The sequence below is a fragment of the Brevundimonas sp. GW821-FHT09G01 genome, assembly GCF_059416065.1.
Genome location: NZ_JBWKOL010000005.1, coordinates 20,505 through 33,446 on the forward strand (window position 1 = coordinate 20,505; position 12,942 = coordinate 33,446).

Genomic DNA, 12,942 nt, shown 5'->3' on the forward strand with positions numbered 1-12,942 from the left:
TAGTCGAGTAGCCGTTTTACATGCGAGACATCGCCCTTAGCTCCGCCCAGACCGCCTCGGATTCCGAGGCTGACGCCCCCCGCCTGAACCGTCGTCAGGCCGCCAAGGTGCGGACCCGTCAGAAGGTCCTGGACGCCGCGCGCACCCTCTTCGCGGAACGCGGCTACGAGCCCGCCACCATCCGCGACATCGCCAAGGGCGCGGGCATGTCGACCGGCGCGGTCTTCGCCAACTTCCAGGACAAGGCCGAACTGTTCGAGGCCGTCCTGGCCGAGGACCTGGCCCGTCTGGCGGAATCGCTGAAGGCCGCCGTCGCCGCTGAAAACTCGGTGCGCGGACGCCTGGTGGCCGCCATGACCGCCGCCTATCACGAATCCCTGGAGCATCTGCCGCTGGTGCAGGCCGTCGTCGCCCGCTCGTGGTTCCAGCCGGTCGCCGCTGAAATGCGCAGCCGCGCCGCCGCCCGTCCGGTCTCCGTCATCGTCTCGGACGCCCTGCAGGCCGGCGTGCGTGAAGGCGAGCTGCGTCAGGACGCGGACATCCGCCTGCTGGGCGAGCTGATCTACGGCGCCTTCATCGCCAACTACCGCCACGCCGCCTACGACGGCTGGGGCATCGAACAGCTGACGACCCAGATCTCCAAGCAGATCGACATCGTCCTCGCCGGCGCGCTGGCCCGGCAATAATCGGGGGCCGCGGACCGTCGGCCCTTCGGGACCTCCCGACCCGACGCGGCCTGGCGCTTCGCGCATGCTGAACAGATCAAAGGCCGCGGCATCCGCTGCGGCCTTTGTCTTGCGCTCAAGCAGCGAGCGACCGCGTCGCGAGCGTTAGCGCCCTTCGAAGAGCGTCAGCTCTTCCAGCGCAAGGTCGCGGGCTTCACCGGGTTGGCGAACGGCCGGCCCTCGGCGCGGGACTTGATCCATTCGCGCTTCAGCTGCTGGTACCATTTGGCCTGCTTGTCGGCGTCGTCGATCCAGATCAGGGCCGGATCGTAGCGCAGGCCCTCGTTCTGCAGGTTCACCATGCCGCCGTCCTGCTTGAGGAAGGCGACCACGCCCATGCGCAGGAAGGGCTTGGCCAGGTCGAAGATCCAGTGGTCCGACCAGAAGATCTGGGTGATCCGGGTCTTGGTGTCGGTGATGGGCGTCAGGCAGGTCAGCGCCAGCACCTGCTTCTCTCCGACCTGGATGTGCTCCCAACGGTAGCCGGGCAGGCGGAAGGTGATCTCGGTCGCCGGGGCGCCGCCCAGGATCTTGTAGGCCCGGCTGTTCGACGACGGCGCGTGGCGCACCATGGCGAAGCCCTGTTCGCGCGGTTCGAAGGCCTTGGCCTTTTCGTGCATCGAATGCTCGGACCGCCACCACCACTGCTGATGGACGTAGGGGCCGTGGGCGGGGTCCATCAGGCCGACGACCGCGTGGTCGATGTGGCTGTCGAAATCCATCCATTCGACCAGCTTGGCGTCGCCGCCCACCACGCCCGGAAACTGCGGCGGCTCGTGATCCGGCTCGCCCGCGCCGCGCGGGTCGGCGCTGACCCAGACGAAGACCATCCCCTGGCTTTCGCGGACCGGATAGGCGCGCACCTTGATGCGGTCGGCCTCGAAGGCCTGTGCCTCGACCAGGGACGGAATGGCGGCGCAGACGCCGTCGGGGCGGAAGCGCCAGCCGTGATAGGGGCACTCGACCGTTTCGCCTTCGCCCGGCTTGTTCACCACCCGGCCGGCCGACAGGGGCGCGGCGCGGTGGGGGCAGATGTCGCGCATGGCGAAGACCTGCCCGGCCTTCGTCCGCCCGATCAGGACCGGTTCATTGAGCAGTTCGTAGCGCTTCAGCGACTCGGGTTTCACGTCGCGCGCCAGGGCGACGAAATACCAGGCGTCCAGAACGAAGCCCTTGCCGAAGGCGGTCGGCGGGGCCTTGGCTTCCGGGGCGTTGGAGGAAACAGGAGCGGAATCTGCGGGCGTCATGACGCCACTTTAGCGTCGGCGGCGCGGGAAGTCTTGACCGCCTGCATCCAATCGCGCCCCCTGCGGCGACTACGGGACAGATGCGGGCGAATGGCCCGTACACGGGGAACCGCCATGAAGACCATGACCGCCGCCGCCGCCCTCGCCGCCTGCCTGTCGCTGGGGCTGGCCGCGCCCGCCCTGGCCCAGGCGCACGGCTCGCACGCCGCCCACGGGCAAGCTACTCAGCAAGGGGCCGCGGACCACGGCCACCGCCACGCCGACTTCCAGTCGGGCCGGTTCCATGTCCGCATCGACGGGCCGGAGCATCCGGTCGGCGACATCATCCTGATCCCCGGCCTGACGTCGTCGCCCGAGGTCTGGGATGGCCTGACCGATCAGCTCAAGGGCCGCTACCGCATCCACCGCGTCCACGTGCAGGGCTTCGCCGGCGCACCGGCCGAAGACAACGCCACCGGCCCGGTCGCCGCCCCGGTCGCCGAGGATCTGGCCCGCTACATCGCCGAACAGCATCTGAACAAGCCGGTCGTCATCGGGCACTCGATGGGCGGCACCATCGCCATGATGCTGGCCGCGCGCCATCCCGACAGCGTCGGCAAGCTGATGGTCGTCGACATGGTGCCCTTCATGGGCGCGATGTTCGGCGCCCCGGGCGCGACGGCCGAGAGCGTCACGCCGATCGCCAACCAGATCTACGCCAGCATGTCGACCGGCACGCGCGAGGCCTACAACACCCAGGCCACGGCTTCGATCAACTCGATGATCAAGACCGAAGCCCTGCGCGCCGGTCCGATCCGCGACATGGAGACCAGCGACCAGCAGGTGGCCGCCTCGTCCTTCCGCGAGCTGATCGTCACCGACCTGCGGCCCGAACTGTCGCGCATCACCGCCCCGACCGAGGTGCTGTACGTCCTCTTCACCGGGCAGACGCCCGAGTTCACCGACATGGTCTACCGCATGTCGTACCAGGGCCTGCCGGGCGCCGAGCTGAAGCGGATCGACAATAGCGCCCACTTCATCATGCTGGACCAGCCCGCCGCCTTCGCCGCCGAGGTGAACGCGTTTTTAGAATAGGGCCCTCAAAGGTCATCCTTTCGGCGGAAACGCCCTTCACGGTCCTGTGAAGATTAGGGCGACCCGAAAAGTGGTTCCGGTTTTCGGATAAGTCGCCCCACTTTGTATCTTGAGAGGTTGTCGGCTTTCCAAGCCGCCAACCGCTCGGGGGCGTTTCCGTGCACCGTCCGATGGGCTAAGGCCGTCGGGCGGGTTGGGTGAGGTTTTAGATGGCCGGTGGCTTCAGCTTCGGACGTGGCGCCAATGGGGGCGGCGACAAGCCGGCCCGGACGCCGTTGCAGCGCGTGCTCTATTGGGGCGCGGTTCTGGGCGTGTGGGGCGTCATCTTCCTGGTCGTCTTCTTCGCGGTGTTCGCCCGCGACCTGCCCGACACCTCGACCCTGTACAATGTCGATCGCCAGCCCTCGATCACCTATCTGGACCGCAACGGCGCCCTGATCGCGGTGCGCGGCACACAGCAGGCCCCGCCCGCTGACCTGGACGCCCTGCCCGACTATGTCCCGGCGGCCTTCATCGCCATCGAGGACCGGCGCTTCTACCACCACCCCGGCTTCGACCCGATCGGCATGAGCCGCGCGATCGTGTCCAACATGCGCGCCGGGCGCGTGGTCCAGGGCGGCTCGACCCTGACCCAGCAACTGGCCAAGAACCTGTTCCTGTCCCCGGACCAGAACATGAAGCGCAAGGTCCAGGAGCTGATGCTGGCGGTCTGGCTGGAGATGAAATTCTCCAAGAAGGAGATCCTGGCTCTCTATCTGAACCGCGTCTATTTCGGCGCCGGCGCCTACGGCATCGAGGCGGCGTCGCAACGCTATTTCGACAAGAGCGCCAGGCAGTTGACCGTCGGCGAGGCGGCGCTGCTGGCCGGCCTGCTGAAGGCTCCGTCGCGCTATTCGCCGGTGTCCGAGAGCGAGCGGGCCGCCACCCGCGCCACCGTCGTGCTCAATGAGATGGTCGACGCCGGCGTGATCACGCCCGAACAGCGCGCCCAGGCGGTGACCGAGCCGGTGCGCGTGTCGCGCACCCTGGCCACCCAGCACGCCCAGTACTTCATCGACTGGCTGGACAAGCAGATCCGCGAACTGGTCGGCGAGCCGACCGAGGACATGATCGTCGAGACGACGCTGGACCTGACGCTGCAGACCCAGGCCGAGCGCTCGGTGCGCCGCATCCTGGACCGCGACAAGTCCAAGGGCGTGGAGCAGGCGGCCCTGGTCGCGCTGGACGGTGAAGGCCGGGTGCGCGCCATGATCGGCGGCAGCTCCTACGCCGACAGCCAGTTCAACCGCGCCACCGACGCCCGGCGCCAGGCCGGCTCGGCATGGAAGCCCTTCGTCTATCTGACAGCGCTGGAGAGCGGTTACACGCCCGAGACCCGGGTCAACGACGCCCCGATCCACATCGGCAACTGGTCGCCGCGCAACTACTCCGGGACCTTCGCGGGCGAGATGACCCTGGCCAACGCCGTGGCCCAGTCGACCAACACCATCGCCGCCGGCGTCGCCGACCAGATCGGCCGGGACAATGTCGCCCGCACGGCCCGCCGTCTGGGCGTCTCCAGCCGCATCGGTCTGGAGCCCGCCATGGCGCTGGGCGCGGTGGAGGTTTCGCCGCTCGAGATGGCCCAGGCCTATGACGCCTTCTCCAACGGCGGCAAGCGCGTGCAGGCCTATGGCATCAGCCGCATCCGGACCCCGCAGGGCCGGGTCATCTATCAGCGCGCCAGCCGCGCCGAAGGGCCCGCCCAGGCGATCACCAACCCTTACCTCTATTATCTGAACTCGATGCTGCGGGGCGTGATGACCTCGGGCACCGGGCGGTCGGCGGCGATCGGCGGCCGCGACCTGGCCGGCAAGACCGGTACGACCTCGGACTACAAGGACGCCTGGTTCGTCGGCTACACCGGCGGCTTCGTCACCGCGGTCTGGGTCGGCAAGGACGACAACACCCCGATGCGTGGGGTGACCGGCGGCTCTTCGCCCGCCGCCATCTGGCGCAGCTTCATGGAGGCGGCCCTGCCGCGCCTGAACGCCCCCGCCATCCCCAACGGCCCCGCCATGCCCGAGGGCTGGCAGCCGCCCAGCCCGGTCGAAAGCCTGATCGGCCAGATCGGCGACCTGTTCGGCGACAATCCGCCGGGCGACAGCAATGTCGATCCGCTGGACGAGCGGCTGCTCGAGCCGCAGCCGGCCCCGCGTCCCACCGCGCCCAATCGCCCGGAGCAGCAGCCGGTCATCCGCCCGACCCAGCCGCAGCCCCAGCGCGAGGAGCCACGCCCCGAACCGGCGCCCCAGCCCGAGAAGAAGGCCGACCCGCTGTTCTTCTGAGGGGTCCAGACGCCGCCTGAGTGCTTGACCTCCCGGAAGCGCCAGACTTAGGGTTGCGTTTCGACGGGAGGATCATCTCATGCGTGCAGTTCTGCGTGTTTCTGTCCTGGCTCTCGGTCTCGTATCGATGTCGGCGTTCGCTCCGGCGCCGATGGCGTCCCAGCTTCAGGTCAGCCGGTCATCGGCCGTCAGCGCCGATCCGATCTGTGACGAGTATTTCCGATGCGTCGCCCAGTGCCCGATCGAGGACGTGACGGCATGGGAAATCTGCAACAACGGCTGCTACGACCTGTACCCCTGCATTCTGGGGCAATAACGCCGCCGCTAGCGCCCCACCGCGTGTAGCGCGGGGCCGTGGTCCCGCAGCCATTTGCGGAACGGGCGGTGGTCGCCGACCAGCCGCTGCACCACCGACCAGTAGGCCGGGCTGTGGTCCGCGTGGACCAGGTGCGCGACCTCGTGCGCGGCCAGGTAGTCGGCCACGGCGGGCGGGGCCATGATCACCCGCCAGCTGTAGCGGATCGAGCGATTGTGCGGGCTGCAGGAGCCCCAGCGCGACTTGGTGTCGGCGATGGAAACCTTCACCGGGCGCTGGCCGAGGGTGCGCAGGTGATGTTCGGTGCGCTCGACCAGCACCTGCCGCGCCAGCCGCTTGAACAGGTTCTCGATGCGCCGGGCGAACGCCTCGCCCTCGCCGCCGGACTGGATCACCGCGCCGTCCGGGCCGTCGATCAGCCGCGCCGCGCCCGCGCCGCCGACGGCGACCAGACGGGTCGGAACCCCGAACAGGGGAACGACCGCGCCGGGCTCCAGCGGGGCACCGTCGGGCCGTTCGGCCAGCCGCTCGCGCATCCACGCCGACTTGGTGCGGGCGAAGGCCACGGCCTCGGCCAGCTTGCGTTCGGAGGGGGCGACCAGCACCGCCTCGCCCGCGCGGCCGTCGATGCGGATCGACAGCCGGCGCGCGCGCGGATTCACCGAGAGTCTGGCGGGGACCCCGACCGCCTCAGGCGGCAGCCGCTGGCCGTTGCGGTATTGCACTGAGGGCCTCGTTGGCCGCGATGAAGTCGCGGACGCGGGGATAGATCTCGTCGCGGAAACGACGACCGTTGAAGACGCCGTAGTGGCCGACCTCGGGCTGGACGTACAGCACGCGGCGCTCGTCCGTCAGACTGGTGCACAGTTCGTGCGCGGCCTGGGTCTGGCCGACGCCGGAGATGTCGTCCTTCTCGCCCTCGACCGTCATCAGGCCGATGTCGGTGATCTTGGTCAGGTCGACCTTGCGCCCGCGGTGCTCCAGCAGGCCGCGCGGCAGCAGGTGCTGCTGGAAGACGATGTCGATGGTCTGCAGGTAGAACTCTTCCGACAGGTCCAGCACCGACAGGTACTCGTCGTAGAATTCCTCGTGCTTCTGCGCGCCGTCGCCGTCGCCGGAGACCAGGTCCTGGAAATAGCGCCAGTGGGCGTCGGTGTGCTTTTCCTCGTTCATCGACATGAAGCTGTAGAGCTGCACGAAGCCCGGATAGACCCGCCGTCCGAAGCCCGGATAGGGCCAGGGCACGGTGTGGATCATGTTGGACTTGAACCAGGTGAAGGGCTTTTCCTCGGCCAGCTGGTTGGTGACCGTCGGCGACAGGCGGGCGTCGATGGGCGAGCCCATGAAGGTCATGGAGGCGGGACGGTTGGGATCCTCGTCCTCGGCCATCAGGGCGCAGGCGGCCAGGACCGGCGGACCCGGCTGGCAGACGCCGACGACGTGGGCGCGCGGGCCGATCTGGGCCAGCATGGTGCGGACGTGGTCGATGTAGTCGAAGAAGTCGAAGCGGCCTTCCAGCATCGGCACCTGACGCGCGTTCGACCAGTCGGTGACGTAGACGTCGTGGTCCTGCAGGAAGCCCTCGACCGTGCCGCGCAGAAGGGTGGCGTAGTGGCCCGACAGCGGGGCCACGATCATCACCGCCGGGGCGACAGCGGGCTTGCCCGCGCGCTTAAGGTCGCCGATGTGGCGCGCGAAGCGGACCAGGCGGCACCAGGGCGAGGACCAGACCACCTGTTCAGTGACGCGCACCGGGCGATTGTCGATGGTGACGACGTCCAGACCCCACGACGGCTTGCCGTAGCGGCGCGTGACGCTTTCGAACAGCTCGGCCGAGGCGAACGCCGTACGCCCGATGGCGGTGTCGGCGGCCGGATTGAACGGCGATGTCCAGAAGTCCCGGGCCATCTGGGCCCCGATCCGGTAGGGAGCGGCCGAGGCGTAGGCCAGCTCATGAAGCGTGTACAGCATGCGTGTCCTGAGACGGCCCCCGCCGTGAGTGCGGCAAGGCAACATAGAACGCTTCGCACTGCAAAAAGATTATCGGCGATCACCGAAATCGTGAACGGGGTAGACGCGGACCGTATCGTCGGGCCCGGGCCGCTGGAAAAAAGCGTCCGAAGCGTCCGAAGCGTCCGAAGCGTCCGAAGCGTCCGGGCGTGAAGCGCGGCGGCCGGCGGCCGGCGGCGGGCGGGCAGGTGACCATGACGCCATCTTACGCCCCGCCTACGTCAGCATTGGACGTAGACCGTCTTCAGCCGCGCGCCATGTTCCGTTCGATCACCTGGGCGCCGCGCTCCGGCCCGATGTCGTGGGCCAGCGGCCCGCGGAACTGTCCGTCCGGCCCCATCAGATAGATCGTGAGCGAGTGGTTCATGGTGTAGCCCTCGCCCTCGCCGACCTTGCTGTACATGGCGCGGTAGGCGTCGGCGGCGGCGCGGACCTGCTGCGGCGTGCCGGTCAGGCCGACGACGCCTTCGGGGAAGCCGTCCGCGGACAGGTAGTCCTTCAGGGCCTGGGGCGTGTCGCGCTCCGGATCGACCGAGATGAAGACGATTTGCAGGTCCTTGGCCTTGTCGCCCAGCCGGGCCTTGGTGGCCTCCAGCATGGTCAGGGTCGTGGGGCAGTAGTCGGGGCAGTAGGTGAAGCCGAAGAAGACCAGGGTCCATTTGCCGTTCAGGATGGTCTGATCGACCGGCTGTCCATCCTGGTTGACCAGCTGGAACGGACCGCCGACCTGGGCCTGGCCGGTTGAGCCGACTTCAAGCGACTGAGGCGTGGGCGCCTGACGACCGACGACGACCATGGTGACGACCGCGAGCGCCGCGGCGATGGCGACGCAGGCGCCGGCGAAGACGAGGATGGAGCGGCGCGGCATCGCGACCCTTTCGAAAAGGCCCCGAACGAGCCGAACGCGTCTATAGAAGAGCCGTGAGCGCTACAGAAGATCATCCAACGCCGCAGTTCGCCGACGCGCCCGAGGGCGGCGGGCGTTTCGCCAACTGGCGCAATCTGCCGAGACGCAGCCGGGGCCTGTCGCTGCGGACCCTGGTCATCCTGCGCTGGATGGCCATCACGGGGCAGAGCGCGACCATCTTCGCCGCCACCGCCTGGTTCCATTTCGACCTGCCGCTGTGGGGCTGTCTCGCCGCCATCGCGGCCAGCGTGGCGATGAACCTGAACGCCACCGCCCGGCTGAAGCGCAGCGACGGCTCGACGCCGGACGGCGCCCTGACCGCGGCGCACCTCGGTTTCGACATCCTGCAGATCTCGACCCTGCTGGGGCTGACCGGCGGGCTGCAGAACCCCTTCTGCCTGCTGCTGGTCGCGCCGGTGACGGTGGCGGCGGCGTCCCTGCCGGGCCGGCAGGCGGTGCTGATGGGGCTGCTGGTGCTGCTGGCCACCGTCTGCCTGTTCTTCTTCTCCCTGCCGTTGCCGTGGCAGGCGGGGACCGAGCTGAACCTGCCGTCGCTGTACAAGATCGGCATCGGCATGGCCCTGACCACGGGGGTGGTGTTCACCTCCGCCTACGCCTGGCGGGTGGCGGCGGACGCCGAGAAGCTGGAGCTGGCCCTGGCCACGACCCAGGACGTGCTGCAGCGGGAACAGCGCATGGCCGCGCTGGGCGGTCTGGCCGCGGCCGCCGCGCATGAGCTAGGCACGCCGCTGGCGACCATCCAGGTGGTGGCCAAGGAGCTGTTGCGGGCCTCGCCCAGCGACGGCCCGGCGGCCGAGGACGCCGCCCTGATCCTGCAGCAGGCCGAGCGCTGCCGCGACATCCTGAAACGCCTGTCGCAGCAGCCGGAGGAGGGCGGCATCGCCTTCGCCGAGGTCGGGCTGAAGGCCTTGCTGGAAGAGGTGGTCGAGCCGCACCGGGGGTTCGACCTGGCCTTCGAGGTTTCGGTGCGCACCGCCTCGGGCGAGAAGCCGCCGCGCGTGCGCCGCCTGCCCGAGGTCATCCACGGCCTGTCGACCCTGGTGGAGAACGCCGCCGACTTCGCCGCCGACAAGGTGCGGGTGCGGGCCCTGGTCGACGCGGGCTTCATCGAGATCGAGGTGGTCGATGACGGCCCCGGCTTCCCGGCCGACATCCTGCCCCGTCTGGGCGAGCCCTATGTGACCAGCCGACCGCAGGGCAAGGCGCGCCGCGCCCTCGCCGCCCAGATCGCCGCCTCGGTCGCCGCCGCCGCGCCGGGCCGCAAGTCCAAGAAGGCCGCGCCCGCGCCTGAAGAGATCGCCCCCAGCCAGGGCGGGATGGGCCTGGGCTTCTTCATCGCCCGCACCCTGCTGGAACGGACGGGCGGAAAGGTCAGCGTCGGCGCCGGCGACGGCGGCAAGGGCCAGCCCAAGGGCGCCCGTGTGACGGTGCGCTGGCCGCGTCCGGCGCTGGAGGTGGCTTCGTGAGCCGTGGTGTCGCACCCCCCGTCTGAACCTTGACCGCAGGCCAGCCGTTACCGACTTGAGCGGCAGGAGAACGAAGATGTCCGAGACCGAAGCCCGTATCGCCGCACTGGAGGACAAGACCCTCCTTCTGCTGGACGACGACAACGCCCTGCGCACCCGGATGGGCCGCGCGCTGGAAAGCCGCGGCTTCGTGGTGACCACGGCCGGATCGGTGGCCGAGGCGACCGACGCCCTGCGCGCCTCGCTCCCCGCCTTCGCCGTGCTGGACATGCGGCTGGAGGACGGCAATGGCCTGAAGGTGGTGGAGATGATCCGCGACCGCCGCGAAGACGCCCGCATCGTCATGCTGACCGGCTACGGCGCCATCGCCACGGCGGTGGCGGCGGTGAAGGCCGGCGCGGTCGACTATCTGCAGAAGCCCGCCGACGCCGACGACGTGGTCAAGGCCCTGCTGATGACCGGCGAGGCGCCCGAGCCGCCGGACAATCCGATGAGCGCCGACCGGGTCCGCTGGGAGCATATCCAGCGCGTCTACGAGCTGTGCGATCACAACGTCTCCGAGACGGCGCGCCGTCTGGGCATGCATCGCCGCACCCTGCAACGCATCCTGGCTAAGCGCGCGCCGCGCTGACAGGCGCCGACGTTCGGCCGCGCCCTAACCACCCCAAGCCGCGTCGGGTCGGGAGGTCCGCGTAGCGGCCGACGGTCCGCGGCCCAAAGTGGGGTGTCCATTCGCGAAACGCGAACGGACAGGCGTGATCGTTCGCGAAGTCGGGGCGTCCTCTCCTGCAAACGGCGTGGCGGCCCGTGAAGGCGGTCGGCACGGTCGGGTCATCGGAGGCCCGGTGGTCGGGTCTCTTCCTGAGGACCCTGACATGATCCGCATCGCCACCCTGGCCGCCGCCGCGCTTCTGGCCCTGACCGCCGTCCCCGCCCAGGCTGAGGACGCCACCGTCACCCTGACCTTCGAGACCGGCGCCCGCACCGGCAAGGTCATGGTCGCCCTGTTCAACTCCGAAGCCTCGTATCAGTCCGGCCAGCCGGTCGCCGCCCAGGCGGTCGACGCCAGCGGCGCGGTGGTGGCTGTCTTCGGCGACCTGCCCGCCGGCGACTACGCGGTGAAGGCGTTCCACGACGTCAACGGCGACGGCCAGATGAACACCAATCCGTTCGGCATCCCCAGCGAGCCCTACGCCTTCTCCAACAACGCTCCGGCCAACATGGGTCCGGCCAGCTGGAGCCGCGCGCGCTTCACCGTCTCGGGCGACACCGCCCAGACGATCAGCATCCGCTGAGCTTTTTCTCTCGGGGGCTAACGCGCCTTGCGCTGCTTGAGCCCCCGAACCCCCTGACTCCAAATTTCGAAGAGACAGTCATGCTCGCCTCCCGCCGCCACTTCCTGATGGGCGCCGCCGCCCTGTCCGCCGCCGTCGTCACGCCGGAGACGGTCCGCGCCATGGCCGCCATGCAGGCGTCAGCCGACTGGGCCCTGGCCACCGCCGACCTCGAGGGCGATATCGCGCCCCGGGCGATGCGGCTGGCGAGGGGGCGGGCTCCGGCCGGGCTGGAGGGCGCCCTGTTCCGCAACGGCCCGGCCAAGTTCCGGCGGCCGGGCGGGTCGGCGACCCACTGGTTCGACGGCGACGGCCTGATGCGCGCCTTCCGCGTCCGCGATGGACAGGCCACGCTGGAGGCCCGCTTCGCCGACACGCCCAAGCGGCGCTGGGAGAGCGAGATCGACGCCGTGGTCACGCCCGGCTTCGGCACCCCCGGAGACGACCGCGCCCGCGTCGGCTCGCCCGACGACGCCAACGCCGCCAACACGGCGATCATGATGGCGGGCGACGAGGTCTGGGCCCTGTGGGAGGCCGGTTCGCCCCTGGCCATGAACGCCTCGGACCTGTCGACCAAGGGGTTCGTCACCCTGCGCGACGACCTGAAGGGCATGCCCTTCCAGGCCCATCCCCGCTACGACCCCGACGGCACGGTCTGGAACATCGGCCTGTGGGGCGACCGGATGGTCGTCTGGCGGCTGAACGCCGACCGCAGCCTGCACACCGCCGAGATCGTCGCGCTGCCGCGCGCCTGCTACATGCACGACTTCACCGCCACGGCCCGCCACCTGGTGATCGTGATGCAGCCCTGGGTCTTCGACCACGACGCCATGCCCTTCGCGGCGCGGTTCGCGTGGAAGCCGGAACTGGGGACCCAGGTCATGGTCATCGACAAGGCCGACCTGACCCGCCGCCGGATCTTCGAACTGCCGGCTTTCAGCTATTTCCATCTGGGCGACGCGTGGGAGGACGGCTCGGGGACGATCCGCTTCGACGTGGCGGCGGGCAAGGAAATGACCTTCGCGCTGGAAGGTGCGCGGGTCCTGGTCGAGGGGCGGGGGACCGTGCCGGGTGAACCGTCCCAGCTGTCGCTCGTGACCCTGCATATCGACGGGCGGGCGGAGATGACGTCCTCGGGCGTCACCGCCGAGTTTCCGCGCAGCGATCCGCGCCGGGCCGGCCTGGCCCGGCGCTACACCGCCCACGTCGCGGGCGAGCGGGGCGGGCGGCCCCTGCCGACGGGGCTGGCGGTGCATGACTGGGAGACCGGGCGCTCGGACGGCTTCGACTTCGGCGACGGCGTGATCATGGAAGAGGCGGTCTGGGTCCCCAAGCCCGGCCGTTCGGGCGAGATCGACGCCTGGCTGGTCGCGCCGGCGATCAACCTGCGGCGGGGCGTGACCGAGCTGCACGCCTTCGACGCCGCCCGGGTGTCGGACGGGCCGACGGCCAGCTGGCGGGCGGACATCGCCCTGCCGGCGGGCTTCCATGGGCTGTGGAACGGCTAGATAGGGC

At 69.6% G+C, this 12,942-nt stretch carries 12 protein-coding genes; 8 read left to right on the forward strand and 4 right to left on the reverse strand.

Features of this window, described 5'->3' with window-relative positions; genetic code table 11:
- Positions 1–20 precede the first annotated feature (20 nt).
- Entirely contained in the window at positions 21–686 is a 666-nt protein-coding gene (locus tag AC07NB_RS10885; RefSeq protein ID WP_494571010.1) for a TetR family transcriptional regulator, read from the forward strand.
- Positions 687–850: 164 nt separating this feature from the next.
- Here the strand turns inward: AC07NB_RS10885 and AC07NB_RS10890 are convergent, their stop codons facing one another.
- Positions 851–1,972: a Rieske 2Fe-2S domain-containing protein gene (locus AC07NB_RS10890; protein ID WP_494571011.1), complete on the reverse strand. Its 1,122-nt coding sequence runs from the start codon at positions 1,970–1,972 to the stop codon at positions 851–853.
- Positions 1,973–2,086: 114 nt separating this feature from the next.
- Between AC07NB_RS10890 and AC07NB_RS10895 the strand changes: the two genes are divergently transcribed.
- The 3 genes from AC07NB_RS10895 (at position 2,087) to AC07NB_RS10905 (ending at position 5,689) form a co-directional block, all read left to right on the forward strand.
- Positions 2,087–3,046 carry an alpha/beta fold hydrolase gene (locus AC07NB_RS10895; protein ID WP_494571012.1) on the forward strand — a complete coding sequence of 320 codons (960 nt, stop codon included), beginning with the start codon at positions 2,087–2,089 and terminating at the stop codon, positions 3,044–3,046.
- 209 nt (positions 3,047–3,255) lie between these two features.
- Positions 3,256–5,373 (forward strand): PBP1A family penicillin-binding protein, encoded by a 2,118-nt coding sequence (locus AC07NB_RS10900; protein ID WP_492312127.1) that lies wholly within the window; start codon positions 3,256–3,258, stop codon positions 5,371–5,373.
- Positions 5,374–5,452: 79 nt separating this feature from the next.
- Entirely contained in the window at positions 5,453–5,689 is a 237-nt protein-coding gene (locus AC07NB_RS10905; RefSeq protein ID WP_291838884.1) for a hypothetical protein, read from the forward strand.
- 8 nt (positions 5,690–5,697) lie between these two features.
- Here the strand turns inward: AC07NB_RS10905 and AC07NB_RS10910 are convergent, their stop codons facing one another.
- The 3 genes from AC07NB_RS10910 to AC07NB_RS10920 all read right to left on the reverse strand — a co-directional run bounded on the left by AC07NB_RS10910 (position 5,698) and on the right by AC07NB_RS10920 (position 8,567).
- Positions 5,698–6,414, reverse strand: a complete 717-nt coding sequence (locus AC07NB_RS10910) for a M48 family metallopeptidase (RefSeq protein ID WP_494571013.1) — start codon at positions 6,412–6,414, stop codon at positions 5,698–5,700.
- Positions 6,380–7,660 carry a polyhydroxyalkanoate depolymerase gene (locus AC07NB_RS10915; protein WP_291838891.1) on the reverse strand — a complete coding sequence of 427 codons (1,281 nt, stop codon included), beginning with the start codon at positions 7,658–7,660 and terminating at the stop codon, positions 6,380–6,382. The genes AC07NB_RS10910 and AC07NB_RS10915 overlap by 35 nt, the downstream gene beginning before the upstream one ends.
- 283 nt (positions 7,661–7,943) lie before the next feature.
- On the reverse strand, positions 7,944–8,567 hold the full coding sequence (locus AC07NB_RS10920; RefSeq protein ID WP_494571014.1) for an SCO family protein: 624 nt from the start codon (positions 8,565–8,567) through the stop codon (positions 7,944–7,946).
- A gap of 53 nt (positions 8,568–8,620) precedes the next feature.
- On the opposite strand from AC07NB_RS10920, the gene AC07NB_RS10925 reads away from it, so the two are divergent.
- The 4 genes from AC07NB_RS10925 (at position 8,621) to AC07NB_RS10940 (ending at position 12,935) form a co-directional block, all read left to right on the forward strand.
- Complete coding sequence (locus tag AC07NB_RS10925; RefSeq protein WP_494571015.1) at positions 8,621–10,093, forward strand: ActS/PrrB/RegB family redox-sensitive histidine kinase; 1,473 nt, start codon at positions 8,621–8,623, stop codon at positions 10,091–10,093.
- A gap of 76 nt (positions 10,094–10,169) precedes the next feature.
- The gene (locus AC07NB_RS10930) at positions 10,170–10,724 is read left to right on the forward strand and encodes an ActR/PrrA/RegA family redox response regulator transcription factor (RefSeq protein WP_492312132.1); all 555 of its coding nucleotides are present in this window, start codon (positions 10,170–10,172) and stop codon (positions 10,722–10,724) included.
- A 244-nt stretch (positions 10,725–10,968) separates the two neighbouring features.
- Complete coding sequence (locus tag AC07NB_RS10935; RefSeq protein ID WP_492312133.1) at positions 10,969–11,388, forward strand: DUF2141 domain-containing protein; 420 nt, start codon at positions 10,969–10,971, stop codon at positions 11,386–11,388.
- An 80-nt stretch (positions 11,389–11,468) separates the two neighbouring features.
- Entirely contained in the window at positions 11,469–12,935 is a 1,467-nt protein-coding gene (locus AC07NB_RS10940) for a carotenoid oxygenase family protein (RefSeq protein WP_494571016.1), read from the forward strand.
- Positions 12,936–12,942 lie beyond the last annotated feature (7 nt).

Bases quoted from the DNA above. Each gene is read 5' to 3' on its own strand.
- AC07NB_RS10885 (WP_494571010.1), top strand. From the start codon at position 21: ATGCGAGACATCGCCCTTAGCTCCGCCCAGACCGCCTCGGATTCCGAG.
- AC07NB_RS10890 (WP_494571011.1), bottom strand. From the start codon at position 1,972: ATGACGCCCGCAGATTCCGCTCCTGTTTCCTCCAACGCCCCGGAAGCC.
- AC07NB_RS10895 (WP_494571012.1), top strand. From the start codon at position 2,087: ATGAAGACCATGACCGCCGCCGCCGCCCTCGCCGCCTGCCTGTCGCTG.
- AC07NB_RS10900 (WP_492312127.1), top strand. From the start codon at position 3,256: ATGGCCGGTGGCTTCAGCTTCGGACGTGGCGCCAATGGGGGCGGCGAC.
- AC07NB_RS10905 (WP_291838884.1), top strand. From the start codon at position 5,453: ATGCGTGCAGTTCTGCGTGTTTCTGTCCTGGCTCTCGGTCTCGTATCG.
- AC07NB_RS10915 (WP_291838891.1), bottom strand. From the start codon at position 7,660: ATGCTGTACACGCTTCATGAGCTGGCCTACGCCTCGGCCGCTCCCTAC.
- AC07NB_RS10920 (WP_494571014.1), bottom strand. From the start codon at position 8,567: ATGCCGCGCCGCTCCATCCTCGTCTTCGCCGGCGCCTGCGTCGCCATC.
- AC07NB_RS10930 (WP_492312132.1), top strand. From the start codon at position 10,170: ATGTCCGAGACCGAAGCCCGTATCGCCGCACTGGAGGACAAGACCCTC.
- AC07NB_RS10935 (WP_492312133.1), top strand. From the start codon at position 10,969: ATGATCCGCATCGCCACCCTGGCCGCCGCCGCGCTTCTGGCCCTGACC.
- AC07NB_RS10940 (WP_494571016.1), top strand. From the start codon at position 11,469: ATGCTCGCCTCCCGCCGCCACTTCCTGATGGGCGCCGCCGCCCTGTCC.